Below are 19,297 nucleotides of genomic sequence, written 5' to 3'. Positions count from 1 at the left end.
TCGCGGTAGCTCTGGTTGCGGATCGAGCGCAGGGAGTCGTTGAGGTGATGGGCACCGTTGTAGGTGGTGACGATGATATCGAGGGGGGGCATGGGGCCGCCTTCAGTGTCAGTCGAAATAGGGGCGGTAAATGTGCTGCTGCACGATCAGGTCGTTCGGGGCTCCGCTGTGCCAGGCCCAGTCGCCAACCCTGGGATTCGACGGATCGAAGCGGCGGGCATCATCTGGTGGTGCTGCAAGGGTGCAGTGGTACAGCAGCGAAATGAAGTGGCCGCGCACGTCGCGTTTCGGGTTGGTGATCTCGAAGATGCCCAGTGGTGTGCTGTCGAAGTTCACCTTGGTGCCGAGTTCGCCCTGGGCCACGGCGGCAATGCGGTTGGCAGCAGATTCCTTGAAACGGATGATGCCGCCCGGTACGTGCCAGCCTGGGCCATAGAAGGCGTCGTGTCGCCAGGTGAGCAGCGTGCGGTCGGTGTCGTCGCGGATCAGCAGGTCGACGTTGATCATCGGCATGAGGCTGCTGGCGAAGAGGAAGATCTCTTCCGGAAGTCCGCCGCGGGCGGAAGGGCCGACGGCGGAACGCAGGGTGGCAATGGCCTCGTGGATGGCGTCTGGAGTTGGTGTGGTCATGGGGCGATCACGGTTTCGAGGCGGTTGCCCTTCAGCACGGCCACGGTGAAGCGGTTGCCGTGGCGCTCGCGAAGGATGCGCGCGACTTCGTCGGAGTAGCTGGCGGCGAGCACGATCACCGCGTCCACCTCGCCATCGGCCAGACGCTCAGGCGCGACGATGGGCAGGTGGGTGGCGGGGGTGAAGCGGCCCTGCTTGAAGGGGGCGGAATCGACCACGTAGCGGATGCGCGGAGCGAGCTCCATCAGGCTGACGAGGGCCAGGGCCTGGTGGCCGGCGCCCCAGATCGCCACCCGGCCGGCGGCAAACGGGGCGAGGAAGGCGTCGAAGCTCGCCTTGAGCCCGGCCTGGCAGGCGGCAAGCGGCGTCAGATCGAGCGGGCGGCGCTTCTTCACGGTGGCCGAGAGCACGTAGTCGTGCCATTCGGGGCTGCAGTCGAGCACCTCGAAGCCGTTGGATTCCAGCAGCGTGGTGAGGGTCTGGCGGGTGAAGTAGAACAGGTGATCCGGGATGAACTCGGCGAACAGACCGGCCGTGAGGATCATGTCGAAGTTGGGCACCTCGACGAGCCCGGTGGCGCCATCGGCCAGGTTGGCGGCGATGCCGCGCAGGGTGAGGTGGGCCGTGGGGATGTGTTCGAGGAAGTTGAGGATCGCGAAGCCGTCGAAGGGGGCGCTTGCAAGGCGGGTGTCGGGACCGTCGATGAAGCCTTCGACCACCGGCAGCCCGGCGGCGTGGCAGGCCGCCACCGAGGCGGGCAGGTGTTCGATGCCGGAGGCGTCGGCGCCGGCTTCCCGCAGCAGACTCAGGTATTCGCCGCGGCCGCAGCCGACTTCGAGCACCTTGCGGCCCTGGAGGCCGTGTTCAGCCAGCCAGCGGCCGAACTGCTCGAGCCGGTAGGCGCGCATCTCGGCGGAGATGCCGGCGGCGCGGATCACGTCACGCCAGTAGGCCACTGGCTCGGCGACGAGCTGGACGGTGCCGCAGCCGCTGCACTGGTGGAGCGCCAGCGTGACGCCCAGGTCGGTGTCGAGCTGATCTGCGGTGGGCAGGCCCTGGGCGGCCGCCGGCATGTCGCGCTGGACGAGCAGCGCTTCAGGAAACAGCGGCTGTGCGCAGAGCCGGCAGGCCGTGGCGGGCATCGTGGGGCTTCCGCTCAGGCGGCCAGGGCGACGGCCGGCTCGACGACCAGCCCGAAGTGGTCTCGGTAGCGTTGCCAGAAGGTGCTGGCGGCAAAGAACTCGACGGCCCTGGCGTGGTACTGGGCGGCGCGGTCGTGATCGCCGAGCTGCGTGAAGCAGCGGGCCGCGTAGTAGTACGCGAAGGCGTGGTCGCTCTTGGCGCGGATCGCGTTGAGGAGTCCCTTGAGTGCGCTGCTGTAGTCGCCCAGGCGCATGTCCGCGTTATGGACGAAGTTCAGTTCCAGGTTGAGGAGATAGATCTGTTCCTGGATGTACTCGGCGCTGAAGTCCTCGGTCTCGACGACGGCGCTCTTATAGTCCTGGCCGATGTAGCCTTCCGTCAGGTAGCCCTTGGATTCGCAGATTTCGTGCATCTCGCTGCCCACGAGCGGCGCGGCGGCGAAGATGATGAACCAGTTGGCGTCGACGGTGCGCAGGAACTGGCGGGTGTCCTCGATGTCCTGCTTGGTCTCGCCGGGCAGGCCGATGAGGATGTTGGCGTTGGTGTAGATGCCGAGCTCCCGGCAGTCCGCGGCGACGCGCTTGGCGATCGACACCTTGAGCGGCTTCTTCATGATGTCCTTGAGCACCCGCGCACTGCCGGATTCGATGGACAGCATCAGGTGGTACACGCCGGCCCGGTGCATGGCCTCGAGCATCGGCCGTTCGAGTGCGTAAAGGGCGAGGCCGTTCTGGAACACGGCGGTCATGCCCATCTCGCCGATCATGTCGACGATGGCCCGCGCGCGTTCCTTGTCGCCCATGAAGTGGTCGTCCTGGACGACAAGGGTGCGGGCGCCGTACTGGTCGCGCAGGCGCTCGAAGTCGGCGCGGACGCGCTCGAGGCTGTAGTAGCGCATCTTGCGGCCATGCACCTGGTGGGATGCGCAGAAGGTGCACTTGAACGGGCAGCCACGGGAGGTCATCACGTGGAAGTTGTTGGTCTTGTCTTCGATGGCGGCGTAGGCGGTGAGCGCCGGGTTGAGCCCGTAGCGCTCGAACTCGCATAGCTCGTAATCGTAGAAAGGCAGTTCGTCGAGGTTGTCGATGAAGTCGTGGGCAAACTGTTCGCCGCGCAGGATCTTGTCGATGGTGATCCACGACGGGCTGGCGGCGATGTAGGCACGGCGGTCGGTGGCGCGGACGAGATCGAGCAGCGGCTTCTCGCCTTCGCCGTAGCACAGGGCGTCGAAGTCTGGGCACTGCCGGAAGATCTGCCGGTACATGCTCGACGGCACGCTGCCGCCGGCGATCACCAGCGCGTCCGGGAAGCAGGCCCGCGCACTGCGTCCGAGGGCGAGCAGGTTGTGGTACGAGGGGGTGAACAACGACGAGATGCCGACGATGTCGGGCTGGAAGTCGGCGTAGCGTTCGGCGAGGGTGGCGCTGAAGTACTCGTCGAAGCTTGCCGCGTCGAAGCGGTCGAGGGCGTTGAGCTCGATGTTGAAGTCGATGAGCTGGATCGTCAGCGCCTCGGTGTTTTCCTTGAGGTAGGCGCTCATCGACATGATGCCGAGGGGCATGTCGGTGGCGAGGTTGCCGTACATCCGTCCGTCCGCCTTTGGGACGTGGCGCGTGTTGTCGGCAGGATTCACGTACTTGTCGAAGGGCAGATTGGGCGGAACGATGAACAGGATCCGGGTCATGGCGTCACCTCGCTGGGGTTGGGTCGATCGTTGTCGTTGTTGTCGTTACGGGGTCAGGCCTCCGCGGCCGCGGGCGGTCGCGGAGCCTCGAGTGAAGCAGGCAGTAGCGGCACGATCATCTCGGCCTTGAGGGTTTCGAGGGGCAGCAGGGGGCTCATGTCTTCCAGCGGCATCGAGACGATGGAGCCGTCGGCCCGCGGGATGGCGGCGCACTTGGGCTGCAGGGTCTCGTCGGGCACTAGCTGCACGTCGATCAGGCAGGGGCGCGGCAGCTGCTGGGCGCGGGCCAGGGCGTCGGCGAGGCTGGCGCAGTCGTCGATGCGCATGAAGGGCAGGCCATACACGGCGGCGAGCTTTTCGAGATCCGGCATCGTGAGGCCCGAGGCCGGGCCGCTGCCCACGTAGCGCCCGTTGAAGTAGTTGCGCTGGGTGTTGCGGATGGAGGCGTAGCCCCCGTTGTTCATGATGAACAGGCAGATCGGGAGCTGGAGCCCGGCGAGGGTGGCGAGTTCCTGCAGGTTGAGCTGCAGGCTGCCGTCGGATTCCACGGCCAGCATGGGCTGGCGGTCGTTGCCGAGGCAGGCGCCGATGGCCGCCGGCAGCCCGTAGCCCATCGCGCCGAGGCCGGAGGTGAGGAAGCTGCGCTGGCCCGGCTTGTTGCGGAATCCCGCGTAGAAGAACTCCACCGCGAGGCCGGAGCTGCCGGTGGCGATGAGGGTGTGCTCGGGTGCGGCATCCGACAGCGCCTCGACGAAATGGGCGTGGCCGATGGGGCCGGACGGCGGGAAGACGCGGCCTTCGTTCTGGGTGTAGCGGGCCTTCCAGCTCGTGCAGCGGGCGCGCCAGTCGGCGGTGTCGCCGGGCGTGGCGGCGGCCTGCAGGGCGCGGATGAAGTCGCCGGCGTCCATCGCCAGGGGCTGGTCGATGGCCATCGCGGCCTTGTCGGCGAGCTCATGGGCGTCCACGTCCACCACCACCTTGCGCGCGGCGCGGGCGAAGCCCTTGGGGTTGTAGGCGGTGACGATCATGTCGAGGCGGGCGCCGATGGCAATCAGCAGGTCGCAGTTCTGCACCGCGAAGTTGGCGGCGCGGGCGGCGACCACGCCGGGGCGGCCGATGTTGAGCGGGTGGTCGTAGGGCAGCAGGTCCAGCGCGTTCCAGGTGAGCACGGCGGGCACCTGCAGGCGGTCGACGAGCTGGCGGAAGGCATCCGCGGCACCGGCGAGGCGCACGCCGTGGCCGGCGAGGATGAGCGGGCGCTTCGCTTCGGCGAGCATCGCCAGCACGGGAGCGAGGTCGGGCGCCGGGGCGCTTTCAGTCGCCGGCGGCGTCCAGCCGGGCAGGGTGGCCGGGTCGATGGGGGCGGCCTGCACGTCGAGGGGCACGTCGATCCACACCGGGCCAGGGCGGCCGGATTTCATCAGGTGCAGGGCTTGCTCGAGATGGACGCGCACCATCTGCGGGTCGTCCAGCGTGACGGCGTATTTGGTGATCGGGCGGACGATGGGGACGATGTCCACCTCCTGCACGCCGCCCTGGCGGATCGGGCGGCCGGCTAGGCGGTCGGGGCGCTTGGCCTGGCCGGAGAGCACCAGCATGGGCACCGAATCGATCCACGCGCCGGCCACCGGGGTGATGGCATTGGTGGCGCCGGGGCCGGTGGTGACCATCGTGACGCCGAAGTCCGGGTTGCCGGCGTTGCCGGTTCGGCCGGCGGCCTCGGCGGCGATGGCGGCGGCCTGCTCGTGGTGGCAGGGCACCGCGGCCAGCCTGGGTTCGCAGGCGACGGCGTCGTTGAGGTACATGGCGCCGCCGCCGGGCAGCATGAAGACGTGGCGGATGCCCTCGTCGGCCAGGCGACGCAGAATCCAGTCGGCAACGCGGATCGTCATCGGGCTTACATCCAGTAGGTGAGCCAGGTCTTACGGCTGGGGTTGGCCGCGATCGCCGGGTCGGTGTAGTAGGAGTCGTGCTTGTCGTGGGTGGAGGAGATCTCCTCGAACACCACGCCATCGGTGGTCTTGAAGGTGTGCTTCACGCCGCGGGCGACGGTGATGACGTCGCCGGCCTGCGCCTCGCGCTCCTCGCCGTCGAGCCATAGGGTGAGGTGGCCGTGGAGGACGACGAAGGTCTCTTCCTTCTTCTGGTGATATTGCTCCGGGTGGGTCTGGCCGGGGAGCATCACCAGCAGCTTCTTGCAGTATTCGCGATTCACCACGGTGACCATCGTCAGGCCGAACTCGTTGAAGCGCGGGAGCCCGTAGTGGTGGGAGATCTCCAGATCGGACTTGCCAGGCACGACCACGTTGCCGGCCTTGAGCAGCGCCTTCACGGCGGTGACGATCTCCAGCACCTGGCCGCGCAGCTGGGTCTCGTCCACCTGGGCGTGGCGCACCGGCTGGCCGGCGGGGATGGCTTCGCAGGTGACGAAGCGGGCGTACTTGGACCACTCGTTGGCGGTGACCTGGCCTTCCACCGGCGGGAAGGCGAACTCGATCATGTCGGCGGCGATCACGCTGCCGGCGGGGATGTCGCGGGTGGCGAAGACTCCCCGGCGCAGGGAATGCAGGCTGGCCCGCTCGCCGGCGGAGGGCTGGTAGCGCTCGTGGCTACCGCAGATGGCGCGGGCGCGGCGGCAGGCTTCAAGCCAGGCGCGGATCTGATCCGGGTTGGCGGAGTAGGCGTTGGCGGCGTATTTGTCGGTGGGCAGCACCACGTGCTTCTCGAACACGCTGGCGCCCTTGGCCAGTGCGAGGCCCACGGCGAAGGTGTTGTCCGGCGATTCGTGGGTGGAGTAGCCCACGCGCACGCCCGGGTAGCGGGCGCGCAGCAGCTCGATCTGATTGACCTGCAGGGCTTCGTCGGGCGTGGGGTATTCGGCCACGCAGTGCATCAGGGTGAGATCCTTGCCCCGGTGGAGGAAGAAGCTCGTCACGTTGTCGATTTCATCGAGCGTGGCGCCGGCGGTGGAGGCGATCACCGGCTTGTCGGCGGCGGCGATGCGCTCCAGCAGCGGCCAGTCGGTGAAGGAGCAGCTGGCGATCTTGATGGTGTGGATGCCGTGGGCTTCGATGCGGCCGACCGAGTTCTCGTCGAAGGGCGTGCACACGGTGATGAAGCCCTGGGCGTCCATCTCGGCCACCAGGGCGCGGAAGGCGTCGTCGGAGAGCCGGGTTTCCTCGAAGCGCTTGACGTACTTGATGTCGTCACGGCCGCGGGCGGAGGTGTGGATGAAGGTGTCCAGGTCGCGGTACTGGAGCTTGAAGGCGAAGTCGAAGTCGTCTTCAAAGCCGCGGCAGGCCTCGCGGATCGCGCGGATGGTGGCGATGCCGTGGGGCAGGTCGCCCATGTGGTTGTTGGCCATTTCATAGACCATCAGGGGCTTGGTCATAGGTCGACTCCGAGGAAGGTGCGGATGTGGCTGGCGGTGTAGTCGAGCTGGGCGCTGGTGAGCCCCGGCCACACGCCGATCCAGAAGGTGTCCCGCATGATGCGGTCGGCCACCGGCAGATCGCCGACGACGCGGAAGTTGCGTCCGGCCATCGAGGGCTGGCGGACGAGGTTGCCGGCAAACAGCAGGCGGGTGCCGATCTTGTGCTGATCGAGGTATTGCAGGAGGTCGACGCGATTGACGCCGGCCTCGGGGCGCAGGGTGATGGGATAGCCGAACCACGACGGATCGCTGCCGGGCGTGGCTTCGGGCAGCACGAGGAAATCCCGCGCGTCGGCGAGCGCCTCGGTGAGCCGCGCGAAGTTGCGTTTGCGGGCGGCGATGAAGCCGTCGAGCCGATCCAGCTGGGCCAGCCCGCAGGCGGCCTGCATGTCGGTGATCTTGAGGTTGTAGCCGATGTGGCTGTAGGTGTACTTGTGGTCGTAGCCCGGCGGCAGACTGCCCAGCTGCCAGCCGAAGCGCTTGCCGCAGGTGTTGTCGCAGCCGGGCTTGCACCAGCAGTCGCGGCCCCAGTCGCGGAAGGATTCGGCGATCTGGCGCAGGCTCGGGTCGCTGGTGAGCACCGCGCCGCCTTCGCCCATGGTGATGTGGTGGGCCGGGTAGAACGACAGCGTGGCCAGATGCCCGAAGGTGCCGACCTTGCGGCCCTTCCAGGTGGAACCGAGGGCGTCGCAGCAGTCTTCCACCAGCCACAGGCCGTGGGCTTCGCAGAAGGCGCAGACGGCGGTGAGGTCGAAGGGGTTGCCGAGGGTGTGGGCGATCATCACCGCCTTGGTGCGCGGTGAGAGCGCGGCTTCGAGCATGGCCACATCGATGTTGTAGCCGGGCAGGGTGGCGTCCACGAACACCGGCACCGCGCCGTTCTGGATGATCGGGTTAACGGTGGTGGGAAAGCCGGCAGCAACGGTGATGACCTCGTCGCCCGGGCGGATGGCACGCTCGCCCAGCTTGGGTGAGGTGAGGGTGGAGAAGGCCACCAGGTTGGCCGACGAGCCGGAATTGACGGTGAGCGCGTAGGCGGTGCCGACGAACTCGGCGAGGCGCGCCTCGAAGGCGTCGTTGAAGCGGCCAGTGGTGAGCCAGGCGTCGAGGGCCGCGTCGATCATCGCGTCCTTCTCGGGGTCGCCGACCACCTTGCCGGAGGGCGGCACCGGGTCGATGCCCGGGCGCCAGTCGCGGGGCGCGGCGGCGGCGCGGGCGGGGCGGACGATGACTTCGAGATCCTGCCCGGCGAGCTCGGGGTGGGCGGAGAGATCCAGCTGCAGGCTGCCGTCGGCGCCGGGGGTGAGGGTCTGGCGGATGATGCTCATGAGTTGCTTCCGAAGGCGGCGATTTCGTCGAGGGTGTAGCGGTGCATGTCGGCACCGTTCTGCCTGGCTTGATACCAGGCGAGGCTGCGCGCCACGGCTTCGTCGGCCCGCCAGTGGGGGCGCCAGCCCAGGCGGACGCGGGCCTTGGTGCAGTCGAGCTTGAGGGTGTGGGCCTCGTGCACCTGGGGCGTGGCGGCGCTGGCCCAGTGGGCGGCGGGGCCCCAGCCTTCGGCGAGTTGCTGCACGACCCACGCGACGCTGCGGGCGTCGGTTTCGTCGGGGCCGAAGTTCCAGCCGTCGGCAAAGGCGGCGCCTTCGTCCACCAGGCGCTCGGCGAGCTGCAGATAGCCGGAGAGGGGTTCGAGCACGTGCTGCCAGGGGCGGATCGCGCCGGGGCTGCGCAGGGTGACGGGCTCGCCGGCGGTGAAGGCGGCGAGCACGTCGGGCACCAGCCGGCTGGGCGTCCAGTCGCCGCCGCCGATCACGTTGCCGGCGCGTGCGCTGGCGAGCTGGATGCCGGCAGCGGCGAGGAACGCGCGCCGGTAGCTGGCGACGATCAACTCGGTGCAGCCCTTGCTGGCCGAGTAAGGGTCGTGGCCGCCCATCGGGTCGGTCTCGCGGTAGCCCCAGAGCTGCTCGCGGTTTTCGTAGCACTTGTCGCTGCTGACCACCACGATCGCCCGGATGCCGGCCACGTGGCGGCAGGCTTCGAGCAGATGGACGGTGCCCATGGCGTTGGTGGCGAAGGTGTCCACCGGGGTTTCGTAGGACAGCGGCACCAGCGGCTGGGCGGCCAGGTGGAAGACGATCTCGGGCTGGGCGGCCTGCATTGCGGCGAGGAGCGCCGGGTAGTCGCGCACGTCGCCGATGGTGGAGTGCATGCCGCGGCCGACGGCGGCCACGTCGAAGAGGGCCGGGTCGGTGGCCGGGGCGAGGGCGAAGCCGTGGACCTCGGCGCCCAGCTCCTGCAGCCACAGGGCGAGCCAGCCGCCCTTGAAGCCGGTGTGACCGGTGAGGAAGACCCGCCGGCCGCGCCAGAAGGCGGGGGTCACCAGGTTTTCCATGGCGCCTCGCCGCTCTGCCAGAGTTCTTCGAGGAGGGTCTTGTCGCGCAGGGTGTCCATCGGGCGCCAGAAGCCGGTGTGCTGGAAGGCGGCGAGCTGCTTTCTGGCGATGAGCTGGGCGAGCACCGGGCCTTCGAAGATGGTCTGGTCGCCTTCGTCGATGTAGTCGAGCACCTTGGGCGACAGCACGAAGAAGCCGCCATTGATGAAGCCGCCGTCGCCCAGGGGCTTCTCGACAAAGGCGCTGACGCAGCCGCCGCTCTTGATCTTGAGGGCGCCGAAGCGGCCCGGGGGCTGCACCGCGGCCACCGTGGCGAGCTTGCCGTGGGCCTTGTGGAAGTCGATCTCGGCGCTGATGTCGATGTCGGCCACGCCGTCGCCGTAGGTGAAGCAGAAGGCGTCTTCGTCCTGCACGTACTGGCGCACCCGGGCGAGGCGGCCGCCGGTCTGGGTGCTGTCGCCGGTATCCACCAGGGTGACGCGCCAGGGTTCGGCGTGGCGCTCGTGGATTTCCATGCGGTTGTTGGTCATGTCGAAGGTGACGTCCGACATGTGCAGGAAGTAGTTGGCGAAGTACTCCTTGATCACGTAGCCCATGTAGCCGCAGCAGATCACGAAGTCGTGAATGCCGTGGGCTGAGTAGATCTTCATGATGTGCCAGAGAATGGGCCGACCGCCGATGCCGATCATCGGCTTCGGGCGGTTGACGGTCTCTTCGCTGATGCGGGTGCCGAGGCCACCCGCGAGAATCACGGCTTTCATCGTCGCTCCATGAAGGATGGGGACGATGTTATGCGTGGCGGTGGAGGGGCTTAGGGCGGAACAGGGGGGAAAAGAGGGGGTTATTCTTCCGGCGCGGGATCAGCGCCGGTTGCCCATGGGGGATTCGGGCGGATTGGCGCCGCAGGCGATGTAGTCGTCGTCGCGCATCACGGGCTTGATCTCGCAGGCGGCGGCCATGACCGGCAGGGCGGTGAAGCGGTTGAAGTCGGGCTCGGCGTTGTTGCGCACGGCGCGGACCGTGGGCAGGGCGGCGGTGGGCACCTGCAAGGGGGCGCTGACGACCGGCGCGAGCGGCTCGGCGCCGCCATCGACGGGGACCGCGGCCTCGCTGCCGCTGATGCGGCGGTTGGCGGCCTGAAGGCGTTGTTGCTGCTGGGCTTCGAGGTTGGCGCGGCGGATCAGAAAGGCGCTTTCCCGGCCGATGTCCTGGAGGGGAAAGTGGCTGGCGGTGGCCGGCACGGCCTGGGCGCTGGCGCCCTGGATGGTGGTGCTGCGCACGGCGACGGGGCGCAGCGGGGCTTCGGTGACGCTGGTCGCGCGGCTCATGCCGCTGCTGCGGCCGCCGCCGACGCGCCGGGCGTCGGCAGGATCACTGGCCACGAGGCCGAGGAGCAGGGTGGCGAGGAGCGCGGAGGCGGGGCGGTTGAGTCTGAAGCGGGTCATCGTGAGCTGCACGGGAATCTGCAAATATTTGCAAAGCATGCAAGTCTAGCGAATCTCCGCCGGTAATGCTATTCGGATTCAGTCGGCGAGCAGCGCTGCCAGCATGGCGTCCGGCGTGCCCACCGCGCGCCAGTGGGGCGGCATTTCTTCGGGCGCGATGCTGCCGTAGCCCCAGGTGGCGGCGAGGAAGGGCAGCTGGTTGGCGTCGGCGGATTCGCCGTCTTCGCTGCGGTCGCCGATGTAGATCGACGTGGCCACCGGGATCTCGTGGTCGGCCAGCAGCCGTCCGATCATCGCCGCCTTGTGGGGCAGGCGCGGGGAGAACAGGTCGAGGGCGTAGATGTGGTCGAAATGCCCCAGCCAGCCCAGGTGGTCGAGGATCAGCCGGGTGGGGTGGATGCGCTTGTTGGTGGCGATGGCGAGGCTGAGCCCGGCCGCCTTGAGGCTGGCGAGCATCTCGCCGACGCCGGCGTAGGGGGCGGTGGCCTTGTAGCCTTCGGTGTCGTAGCTGGCCTTGAAGCCGTCGGCGAGGCGGTCGATGAGCGCAGCGTCGGTGGATCCAGCGAGCAGCTGCAGGGTTTCGGTGAGCGGCGGGCCGATGATGCTGTCGTCGATGGGGATGACCGGCGTCAGGCCGGCGCGGGCGAAGGCGTCGCGGAAGCTGGCGAGGATGGCCGGGGCGGAGTCGATGAGGGTGCCGTCGAGGTCGAACAGGATGTGGCTGTAGCGGGGCATGGCGATGGAGGCGTTGGGAAGGCGGTCGTGATTATCGCGCGCTCGGGTATATTTGCGCGCTCGTTCCGCCCTTCCGTTCTGCCGCCATGGAAAACTCCGATCTCTCCACGCCCGACGACGCCCGCCGCTTTGGCGGTCTTGCCCGACTCTACGGCGATGCCGGTCGGGCCCGGCTGGCGGCGGCGCATGTGTGCGTGGTGGGCATCGGCGGGGTGGGTTCGTGGGCGGTGGAGGCGCTGGCCCGGAGCGGCGTGGGCCGGCTCACGCTGATCGACCTGGACCACGTGGCGGAGTCGAACATCAACCGCCAGATCCATGCCAGCGACGCGACCCTCGGCCAGGCCAAGGTGGAGGCGATGCGCGAGCGGATCGCCGGCTACAACCCGGCCTGCCAGGTGGCGGTGGTGGATGATTTCGTGACCGTGGATAACTGCGCCGAAGTGCTGGGCGCCGGCTTCGACTACGTGATCGACGCCATCGATTCGGTGCGCGTGAAGGTGGCGATGATCGCCTTCTGCCGCAGCGCGGGTGTGCCGGTGGTGACCTGCGGCGCGGCGGGCGGGCAGATCGATCCGACCCAGATCCGCGTTGATGATCTGTCGCGGACGATCCAGGACCCGCTGCTCGCCAAGGTGCGCGGGCAGCTGCGCAAGGGCCACGGTTTTACCCGTGACCCGAAGAAGAAATTTGGCGTGGAGGCGGTGTTCTCCACGGAGCCGCTGCGCTATCCCGCGCCCGATGCCGCCTGCGAGCTGCCCGCCTCCGGGCCGGCCGGCCTCAACTGCGCCGGCTTCGGATCGATCGTCACGGTGACGGCCTGCGTCGGGATGTTTGCCGCGGCTCGGGCGATCAACGCGCTGGCGGCGGAGCAATGAAGAGCGCCGGGTCCACCGCTGCGCCATTGAGATAGACGCTCCAGTGCAGGTGCGGGCCAGTGGCGCGGCCGCTCATGCCCGACTGGCCCAGTACCTCGCCCCGACGCACCGGCTGGCCGGGTGTCACCGTGGTGTCGCTGAGGTGGCAGACCATCGTGACGAAGCCCTGGCCGTGGTCCACGAAGACCGTCTTGCCGTTGAAGTAGAGGTCGTCCACCAGCGTGACGACGCCGTCGGCGGGGGCGCGGATGGGGGTGCCGGTGGGCACCGCCACGTCGAGCCCGGTGTGGGGCGCGCGGGGTTCGCCGTTGAACACCCGACGCAGGCCGAAGCGGCTCGACAGGCGGCCTTCGGCGGGCAGGGTGAGGTCGGCGCGGGGCACCGGCACGTCGCGAAACTGGCTGCGGATGTCCATCTGGCGCTTGCGCTCGGCGTCGATGCGCGCCACGTCGGCGGGGTCGGGGGTGACCATCTTGGGGTTCTTGATGGTGAGCTTCTGGACCGGATAGGCCTTGGGCATCACCGGAAAACTCAGGCTGCGGGCCTGGCCTTCGGGGCCGACTTCGAGGGTCTGGTCACCGACGGGGGTGTCGAGGGACAGGCCGACCAGCGCGTGCCAGCCGTCGCGCTGTTGCTGGAGGAGAACCGGGCGCCCGCCGAAGCGCACTTCGGGGCGCGGCGAGCCGGCCGGGGCGACATGGATCTCGGCGACACCGCCGGGCACCGCTTCGGGCCGGAACCCGGCGTGGGCATTGGCGATCAGCGATGTGGCGGCGGCAATGAGGGCTATAACTTTAGTCATGAATTCAGTGGCAACCGGGACTATTTCACACGCGGCTGCAGGAAGTTGGGCGGGAACGCGGATTTGAGCATGGACAAGCCTTTGCACGGTTTAACATCTTGTAAAGACTGGTCTGCTTCCAGAGAGGGCGTTGTCGCCCTTTGATGCTGGTCCGAAAGGGCCGGTCAGGTTGATCGATGGTCTGTGCCGGCAAGCCGGCCAGACGCGGGAGTGATGGATGTCGCAGGAAGCAATCGTACTGTTTGCCCACGGGGCGCGTGATCCGATCTGGGCCCTGCCGGCCCAGCGGGTGGCTGAGGAGGTGCGTCGGCTGCGTCCGGGCACGCTGGTCAGCGTGGCGTTTCTCGAGCTGATGACGCCGACCCTGGCCGAGGCCGTGGAAGCGGCGGCGGCCTCGGGTGCGGAAGTGGTGCGCGTGGTGCCGCTGTTCCTGGCCCAGGGCGGGCACCTGAAGCGCGACGTGCCGGCGCTGATCGAGGCGGTGCAGGCCAAGCATCCGGCGTGCCGGATCGAGCTGGTCACGGCCGTCGGCGAGGATGCCGGGGTGGTGCAGGCGATGGCGGTTTATGCGGCGGGGGCTGGCGGTGTTGCGTCGGCCGACTGAGACAGGGGAGGTCTGGGGTTCGATGGCGAGTCGCATCTGGCTGGTGGGGGACAATCCCCAGTTGGCAGGGCAGATCGAGGCCTGGCTGGCGCCGGCCGGGTACGCGTGCAGGTCGCTGGCCTGTCTCGAGGCGTGCGTGCGCCTCACGGACGAACTGACGCTCGGCGATCGGGTGATCGTCGATGTGTCGTCGGACGAGTGCTCGCTCGCGCTGCTGGCCGTGCTCAAGGATGCCGGCGTGCAGGTCACCCTGCTGCTGGAGGCCGAGGATCTGCTGGCGGTGGAGACCGGGCTGTACGCCACGGTGTCGGGTTTCCTGGTCAAGCCGTTCGAGCGTCAGGCGCTGGTGGCGGCGCTGGCCCTGCCGTGGGGCGGCGTGAGCGCGCCGGCGGGCGGCTATTTCCCGTTCCGCACCCTGGAGGACGTCACCGGCCTGTCGCAGCTGGTGGCGGGGCTGTGCCCCGAATCCGAGATGGTGCAGATCGCCCTTTCCGAGCTGATGCTCAATGCCGTGGAGCACGGCAACCTGGGGCTGGGCTTCGTGCGCAAGGGCGAGCTGATGAGCTGTGGCGCGTGGCGTAACGAGGTCGAGCGCCTGCTCGACACGCCGGCCTATCTCGAACGTTTTGCCTACCTGCGGGTGGAGCTGCGCCCGCGGGAAGTACGCTTCCTGATCCGCGATCAGGGCAACGGCTTCGATCCGGAGCCTTATCTCAACCTCAATCCGGCGCGCTCCGTCGAGCCCCATGGGCGCGGCATCGCGATTGCCCGGATGCTGGCCTTCCCCGATCTGGTCTTCCTCGAAGGCGGTCGTTGCGTGGAAGGGGTGGTGCGCCGGCTGGCTGCACTCGATCTGGCGGCCTGAGGCCGCAGTTTGACCGGCGGGAGGCCCCGCCGGCTTGACGGAACATAATATAAGCGTATTCTTATATTATGTTCCTATACACTTCTCTCCGTCTTTCCGGTGCGTCCGGCCTGCTCGCGGCAGTGCTGGCGCTGTCTCCTGTCGCAGCTCCTGCCGTCCCGACGACGGCCGACGTGCCCACCGTGCGCATCGGCCTGCAGGCCCACGCTCAGACCTACGCCAGCGAGGCGACCATCGAGGCGATCCGTCAGGCCACCGTGGCCGCCCAGGTGCAGGGGCGGGTGCTGGAGGCGCGGGTCGATGCCGGCGCCCGGGTGCGCCGTGGCGACGTGCTGATGCGCATCGACACCCGCGAGGCCGATCAGGCCGTGGCGGCGGCCACCGCCAACGTGGCGGCGGCCCAGGCCCGGGTGGTCGAGGCCAGGGCCAGCCTTGAACGCACCCGTAGCCTGAAGGCACGCAATTTCATCAGCGCCGCGGCGGTGGATCAGGCCCAGGCGGCCTTCGATTCTGCCGCGGCCCAGCACAAGTCGGCCGAGGCGGCGCGGGCTCAGGTGGATGCCTCCCGCGGGTTTGCGACGGTGACTTCGCCCATCGACGGGGTGGTCGCCCAGCGCCTCACCGAAGCCGGCGAGATGGCCCAGCCGGGCCGTCCGCTGATGACGATCTACGAACCCGGCGGTCTGCGCGCGGTGGTGGATGTGCCCCAGTCGCGCCTTGCCGAACTGGGCAAGGCCGGCCTCAAGGCGAAGGTGGAATTCCCCGAGAGCGGCCTCTGGCTGGATGCGGCGGCGATCGTCGTGCTGCCTTCGGCCGATCCGCGCACCCACACCGCGCGGGTGCGGGTGAGCCTGCCCGCCGACGCTGCCGGCGTGGTGCCGGGCATGGCGGCGCGGGTGCATTTCGTGGTCGGCGATGCGCCGCGGCTGGCGGTGCCGGCGGGGGCGATCCTGCGCCGGGGCGAGATCACTGGTGTTTACGTGGCGGACGGCAAGGGCGGTTTCAGCCTGCGCCAGCTGCGGGTGGGCAGCCCGCTCGCCGATGGCAGCGTCGAGGTGCTGGCGGGGCTCAACGGCGGCGAACTGGTCGCCCTCGATCCGGTGCGCGCCGGTCTGCTTCGTCAGGCGCGCTGAGCCATGGGGATCTCTGGCCGTATTGCGGCGCTGTTCCAGCGCAACGCGCTCACCCCGCTCCTCGCCCTGGTGCTGATGCTGTTGGGCATCTTCGCCACCCTCGTCACCCCCAAGGAAGAAGAGCCCCAGATCGACGTGACCATGGCCGACGTGATGGTGGCCTTTCCCGGCGCCTCGGCCAAGGACGTGGAGGCGCTGGTCGCCCGCCCGGCCGAGCAGGTGCTGTCGCGCATCGCCGGGATGGATCACGTGTATTCGGTGTCGCGCCCGGGCATGGCGATCATCACCGTGCAGTTCAAGGTGGGGGTGAAGAACCAGGACGCCATCGTGCGCCTGTACGACACCATCCACAGCCACCGGGACTGGATCTCGCCCGAGCTGGGCGTGGCGGAGCCGGTCGTCAAGCCCAAGGGCATTGACGACGTGCCCATCGTTGCGCTCACCCTGTGGACGCGTGATCCGGCCCGCTCGGCCTTCGACCTGCAGCAGGTGGGCCGCGCGGTGGAAGTGGAACTCAAGCGCGTCAAGGGCACGCGGGACGTGAGCACCATCGGTGGCCCGGACCACGTGCTGCGGGTGTTGATGGACCCGGGCCGGATGAACGCCTATGGCCTCACGCCGCAAGACCTGAAAGGTGCGCTGCTGCTGGCCAACGCGTCCCAGCCCAGCGGCAAACTGATCGACCAGAACCAGGAAGTGCTGGTGCAGACCGGCACCTATATCGAGAGCGCCGACGACGTGCGCCGGCTGGTGGTGGGCGTCTCTGGCGGCAAGCCGGTGACGATGGCCGACGTGGCCACGGTGGTGGATGGAGCGGACCAGCCGTCGCGCTACGTGTGGCATGCCCTCGGCAAGGGCGGCGGGGATGCCGCCGCCAGCGGCGAGCGCTTCCCGGCCGTGACGCTGTCGATCTCCAAGAAGCCCGGCGAGAACGCCGCCGACGTGGCCGACGGCCTGATCCGTCGGATCGAGCAGCTCAAGGGCAGCATCGTGCCCGACGGCGTCGAGGTGACGGTGACCCGCAACTACGGCGCCACTGCAACCGAGAAGGCCGACAAGCTGATCGGCAAGCTGGTTTTTGCCACCTCGGCGGTGGTGCTGCTGGTGTTTTTTGCACTGGGCAAGCGCGAAGCGGTGATCGTCGGTGCGGCGGTCACGCTCACCCTGGCGGCCACGCTGTTTGCCTCGTGGGCGTGGGGCTTCACCCTCAACCGGGTGTCGCTGTTCGCGCTGATCTTCTCCATCGGCATCCTGGTGGACGACGCCATCGTGGTGGTGGAAAACATCCACCGCTGGCACACGCTCGAGCCGGCCACGCCCCTGTGGCAGCTGATCCCCAAGGCGGTGGATGAAGTCGGTGGGCCGACCATCCTCGCCACCTTCACGGTGATCGCGGCGCTGCTCCCGATGGCTTTTGTGTCAGGCCTGATGGGGCCGTACATGAGCCCGATCCCGATCAACTCGTCGATGGGCATGTTCATCTCGCTGGCGGTGGCCTTCATCGTCACGCCGTGGCTGGCGGGCAAGCTGATGGCCGGCGGCGGGCATGGCGCGATGGCGGTCGACCACGGGCCGGACAAGTTCACCCGGCGCCTCGAAGCCCTGTTCCGCCGCATCATGACGCCGCTGCTCGACCCCAAAACCGGCGGCCGGGCGCGGATGAAGCTGTGGCTGGGCGTGGTGCTGGCGATTGCCCTGTCGGTGTCGCTGGCGGTGGTGCAGCTGGTTGTGCTCAAGATGCTGCCCTTCGACAACAAGAGCGAGTTCCAGGTGGTGCTCGACATGCCGGTGGGCACGCCTGTCGAAACGACCACCGAGGTGCTCCGGGAGATCGGCGACGAGCTGGCGAAGGTCGATGAAGTGACCGACTTCCAGACCTACGCCGGGACCGCTGCGCCGATCAACTTCAACGGGCTGGTGCGCCAGTATTACCTGCGCGCCCTGCCCGAGATGGGGGACATCCAGGTCAATCTGGTGGACAAGCACAAGCGCAGCCGCAAGAGCCACGAGATCGCGGTGTCGGTGCGCGACGTGGTGGCCTCCATCGCCCTCAGGCACGGCGGCAACGCCAAGGTCGTCGAGGTGCCCCCCGGCCCGCCGGTGCTCTCGCCCATCGTGGCCGAGGTGTACGGCCCGGACTACGCCGGCCAGGTGGCGGTGGCGGGCACCCTGCGCAAGGCTTTTGAATCGACGCCGGACATCGTGGGCGTGGACGACACCGTGGACGAGGCTGCGCCCAAGCTGGTGCTGCGGGTCAATCAGGCCAAGGCGGCGCGCCTCGGCGTGGCCCAGGCCGACATCGTCGAGGTAGTGCGCCTTGGTCTTGGTGGCGAGAACGTCACCCCGGTGCATGGCGGCGACAACAAGTACGAGCTGCCGGTGCGCCTCACTCTGCCGCCGGAGCGGTTGTCGTCGGTGGAGCAGATCCTCCAGATGAAGGTCCGCGCGCGTGCGCCGGAGGCCGGCGGCGCGCTGGTGCCGGTGTCGGAGCTGGTGCAGGTGCAGCCCACCCGCCGCGAGCAGGTGATCTACCACAAGGATCTGCTGCCGGTGGTCTACGTGACCGGCGACATGGGCGGCAAGCTGGATTCGCCCCTCTACGGCATGTTCGACATCCGCAGCAAGGTGAAGGACCTGCCGCTGGTGGGCGAGGGGCTGGCGGGCGTGCTGGGCGAGTGGTTCATCCACCAGCCCGACGACCCCTACGCCGCCTACGCCATCAAGTGGGACGGCGAATGGCAGATCACCTACGAGACCTTCCGCGACATGGGCGCCGCCTACGCCGTGGGCCTGGTGCTGATCTACGTGCTGGTGGTGGCGCAGTTCCGCAGCTATCTGGTGCCGCTCATCATCATGGCGCCGATCCCGCTCACCATCATCGGCGTGATGCCGGGCCACGCGCTGCTCGGCAGCCAGTTCACCGCCACCAGCATGATCGGGATGATCGCGCTGGCGGGGATCATCGTGCGCAACTCGATCCTGCTGGTGGATTTCATCGACCAGCAGGTGGCAGCCGGCACAAGCTTCGCAGAGGCCACCATCCACGCCGCCGCGGTGCGCGCCAAGCCCATCGGCCTCACCGGCCTCGCGGCGATGATCGGCGCGCTGTTCATCCTCGACGACCCGATCTTCAACGGGCTGGCGATCAGCCTGGTGTTTGGCGTGCTGGTGTCCACCCTGCTGACCCTGGTGGTCATTCCCGTCCTGTATTACGCGGCCACCCACAAGCGGCGCGCCGCAACCGAAGGAGAAGTCTCATGAAGCTCACCGTCAACCAGTTCGTGCGCATCTTTGCCGGCGCTTTCGTGATGATCTCGCTGGCCCTCGGCGTGGAGGGAAGCCCGCTTTTCGTGAACAGCAAGTTCCTGTGGTTCACCGCCTTCGTGGGGGTCAATCTGTTCCAGAGCGGCTTCACGCGCTTCTGTCCGCTCGAGAACATCCTGCGTAAGTTTGGCGTGAAGGACAGCACTGGCTGCGCCTGATCCAGCCCCTATGACAAAGCTTGAGGCGAGCCCTCAAGCTTTATGGCGCGGGGCCGTTCACCTCGGGCAATGAG

At 68.3% G+C, this 19,297-nt stretch carries 17 protein-coding genes; 6 read left to right on the top strand and 11 right to left on the bottom strand.

The window, feature by feature from the left end; translation table 11 throughout:
• Window positions 1-108: 108 nt before the first annotated feature.
• The 10 genes from Q0672_RS00875 to Q0672_RS00830 form a co-directional block, all read right to left on the bottom strand.
• The gene (locus Q0672_RS00875) at window positions 109-630 is read right to left on the bottom strand and encodes an NUDIX domain-containing protein (RefSeq protein ID WP_153160008.1); all 522 of its coding nucleotides are present in this window, start codon (window positions 628-630) and stop codon (window positions 109-111) included.
• Entirely contained in the window at window positions 627-1,772 is a 1,146-nt protein-coding gene (locus Q0672_RS00870) for a class I SAM-dependent methyltransferase (RefSeq protein WP_153160009.1), read from the bottom strand. Before Q0672_RS00870 ends, Q0672_RS00875 begins: the two co-directional genes overlap by 4 nt.
• A gap of 14 nt (window positions 1,773-1,786) precedes the next feature.
• Window positions 1,787-3,457, bottom strand: coding sequence for a radical SAM protein (locus tag Q0672_RS00865; RefSeq protein WP_153160010.1), 1,671 nt, complete (start codon window positions 3,455-3,457; stop codon window positions 1,787-1,789).
• Window positions 3,458-3,510: 53 nt separating this feature from the next.
• Window positions 3,511-5,349 carry a thiamine pyrophosphate-binding protein gene (locus Q0672_RS00860; protein WP_298618790.1) on the bottom strand — a complete coding sequence of 613 codons (1,839 nt, stop codon included), beginning with the start codon at window positions 5,347-5,349 and terminating at the stop codon, window positions 3,511-3,513.
• Between the two features lie 5 nt (window positions 5,350-5,354).
• Entirely contained in the window at window positions 5,355-6,848 is a 1,494-nt protein-coding gene (locus Q0672_RS00855) for an N-acetylneuraminate synthase family protein (RefSeq protein WP_298618788.1), read from the bottom strand.
• Complete coding sequence (gene rfbH / locus Q0672_RS00850) at window positions 6,845-8,218, bottom strand: lipopolysaccharide biosynthesis protein RfbH (RefSeq protein ID WP_298618786.1); 1,374 nt, start codon at window positions 8,216-8,218, stop codon at window positions 6,845-6,847. The genes Q0672_RS00855 and rfbH overlap by 4 nt, the downstream gene beginning before the upstream one ends.
• The gene (gene rfbG, locus Q0672_RS00845; protein WP_298618785.1) at window positions 8,215-9,282 is read right to left on the bottom strand and encodes a CDP-glucose 4,6-dehydratase; all 1,068 of its coding nucleotides are present in this window, start codon (window positions 9,280-9,282) and stop codon (window positions 8,215-8,217) included. Before rfbG ends, rfbH begins: the two co-directional genes overlap by 4 nt.
• Window positions 9,267-10,043, bottom strand: coding sequence for a glucose-1-phosphate cytidylyltransferase (gene rfbF / locus Q0672_RS00840; RefSeq protein WP_298618784.1), 777 nt, complete (start codon window positions 10,041-10,043; stop codon window positions 9,267-9,269). Before rfbF ends, rfbG begins: the two co-directional genes overlap by 16 nt.
• A 99-nt stretch (window positions 10,044-10,142) precedes the next feature.
• Window positions 10,143-10,727: a hypothetical protein gene (locus Q0672_RS00835; protein WP_298618783.1), complete on the bottom strand. Its 585-nt coding sequence runs from the start codon at window positions 10,725-10,727 to the stop codon at window positions 10,143-10,145.
• A gap of 78 nt (window positions 10,728-10,805) precedes the next feature.
• A complete protein-coding gene (locus Q0672_RS00830) occupies window positions 10,806-11,462 on the bottom strand; it encodes an HAD family hydrolase (RefSeq protein ID WP_298618782.1) in 657 nt (218 codons plus the stop codon).
• Window positions 11,463-11,548: 86 nt separating this feature from the next.
• On the opposite strand from Q0672_RS00830, the gene tcdA reads away from it, so the two are divergent.
• The gene (gene tcdA / locus Q0672_RS00825; protein ID WP_298618781.1) at window positions 11,549-12,337 is read left to right on the top strand and encodes a tRNA cyclic N6-threonylcarbamoyladenosine(37) synthase TcdA; all 789 of its coding nucleotides are present in this window, start codon (window positions 11,549-11,551) and stop codon (window positions 12,335-12,337) included.
• Here tcdA and Q0672_RS00820 read toward each other — a convergent pair.
• Window positions 12,312-13,139, bottom strand: a complete 828-nt coding sequence (locus Q0672_RS00820) for a peptidoglycan DD-metalloendopeptidase family protein (RefSeq protein ID WP_298618780.1) — start codon at window positions 13,137-13,139, stop codon at window positions 12,312-12,314. The two genes, tcdA and Q0672_RS00820, sit on opposite strands and share 26 nt — an antisense overlap.
• A gap of 217 nt (window positions 13,140-13,356) precedes the next feature.
• Between Q0672_RS00820 and Q0672_RS00815 the strand changes: the two genes are divergently transcribed.
• The 5 genes from Q0672_RS00815 to Q0672_RS00795 all read left to right on the top strand — a co-directional run bounded on the left by Q0672_RS00815 (window position 13,357) and on the right by Q0672_RS00795 (window position 19,223).
• The gene (locus Q0672_RS00815) at window positions 13,357-13,743 is read left to right on the top strand and encodes a CbiX/SirB N-terminal domain-containing protein (protein WP_284187185.1); all 387 of its coding nucleotides are present in this window, start codon (window positions 13,357-13,359) and stop codon (window positions 13,741-13,743) included.
• A 22-nt stretch (window positions 13,744-13,765) separates the two neighbouring features.
• The gene (locus Q0672_RS00810) at window positions 13,766-14,608 is read left to right on the top strand and encodes an ATP-binding protein (RefSeq protein ID WP_298618779.1); all 843 of its coding nucleotides are present in this window, start codon (window positions 13,766-13,768) and stop codon (window positions 14,606-14,608) included.
• Window positions 14,609-14,781: 173 nt separating this feature from the next.
• A complete protein-coding gene (locus Q0672_RS00805) occupies window positions 14,782-15,741 on the top strand; it encodes an efflux RND transporter periplasmic adaptor subunit (protein WP_298618778.1) in 960 nt (319 codons plus the stop codon).
• Window positions 15,742-15,744: 3 nt separating this feature from the next.
• Complete coding sequence (locus tag Q0672_RS00800) at window positions 15,745-19,002, top strand: efflux RND transporter permease subunit (RefSeq protein ID WP_298618777.1); 3,258 nt, start codon at window positions 15,745-15,747, stop codon at window positions 19,000-19,002.
• Window positions 18,999-19,223, top strand: a complete 225-nt coding sequence (locus Q0672_RS00795) for a DUF2892 domain-containing protein (protein WP_298618776.1) — start codon at window positions 18,999-19,001, stop codon at window positions 19,221-19,223. The genes Q0672_RS00800 and Q0672_RS00795 overlap by 4 nt, the downstream gene beginning before the upstream one ends.
• The last annotated feature ends 74 nt before the right edge of the window (window positions 19,224-19,297 follow it).

It is taken from the genome of uncultured Zoogloea sp., from assembly GCF_937894855.1.
Lineage (GTDB): Bacteria > Pseudomonadota > Gammaproteobacteria > Burkholderiales > Rhodocyclaceae > Zoogloea > Zoogloea oryzae.
This window is presented reverse-complemented; position numbering and strand designations above follow the sequence as displayed.

What these genes read in the sequence shown, in the direction of transcription:
- Q0672_RS00875 (WP_153160008.1), bottom strand. Translation starts at nt 630, where the DNA reads ATGACCACACCAACTCCAGACGCCATCCACGAGGCCATTGCCACCCTG.
- Q0672_RS00870 (WP_153160009.1), bottom strand. Translation starts at nt 1,772, where the DNA reads ATGCCCGCCACGGCCTGCCGGCTCTGCGCACAGCCGCTGTTTCCTGAA.
- Q0672_RS00865 (WP_153160010.1), bottom strand. Translation starts at nt 3,457, where the DNA reads ATGACCCGGATCCTGTTCATCGTTCCGCCCAATCTGCCCTTCGACAAG.
- Q0672_RS00860 (WP_298618790.1), bottom strand. Translation starts at nt 5,349, where the DNA reads ATGACGATCCGCGTTGCCGACTGGATTCTGCGTCGCCTGGCCGACGAG.
- Q0672_RS00855 (WP_298618788.1), bottom strand. Translation starts at nt 6,848, where the DNA reads ATGACCAAGCCCCTGATGGTCTATGAAATGGCCAACAACCACATGGGC.
- rfbH (WP_298618786.1), bottom strand. Translation starts at nt 8,218, where the DNA reads ATGAGCATCATCCGCCAGACCCTCACCCCCGGCGCCGACGGCAGCCTG.
- rfbG (WP_298618785.1), bottom strand. Translation starts at nt 9,282, where the DNA reads ATGGAAAACCTGGTGACCCCCGCCTTCTGGCGCGGCCGGCGGGTCTTC.
- rfbF (WP_298618784.1), bottom strand. Translation starts at nt 10,043, where the DNA reads ATGAAAGCCGTGATTCTCGCGGGTGGCCTCGGCACCCGCATCAGCGAA.
- Q0672_RS00835 (WP_298618783.1), bottom strand. Translation starts at nt 10,727, where the DNA reads ATGACCCGCTTCAGACTCAACCGCCCCGCCTCCGCGCTCCTCGCCACC.
- Q0672_RS00830 (WP_298618782.1), bottom strand. Translation starts at nt 11,462, where the DNA reads ATGCCCCGCTACAGCCACATCCTGTTCGACCTCGACGGCACCCTCATC.
- tcdA (WP_298618781.1), top strand. Translation starts at nt 11,549, where the DNA reads ATGGAAAACTCCGATCTCTCCACGCCCGACGACGCCCGCCGCTTTGGC.
- Q0672_RS00820 (WP_298618780.1), bottom strand. Translation starts at nt 13,139, where the DNA reads ATGACTAAAGTTATAGCCCTCATTGCCGCCGCCACATCGCTGATCGCC.
- Q0672_RS00815 (WP_284187185.1), top strand. Translation starts at nt 13,357, where the DNA reads ATGTCGCAGGAAGCAATCGTACTGTTTGCCCACGGGGCGCGTGATCCG.
- Q0672_RS00810 (WP_298618779.1), top strand. Translation starts at nt 13,766, where the DNA reads ATGGCGAGTCGCATCTGGCTGGTGGGGGACAATCCCCAGTTGGCAGGG.
- Q0672_RS00800 (WP_298618777.1), top strand. Translation starts at nt 15,745, where the DNA reads ATGGGGATCTCTGGCCGTATTGCGGCGCTGTTCCAGCGCAACGCGCTC.
- Q0672_RS00795 (WP_298618776.1), top strand. Translation starts at nt 18,999, where the DNA reads ATGAAGCTCACCGTCAACCAGTTCGTGCGCATCTTTGCCGGCGCTTTC.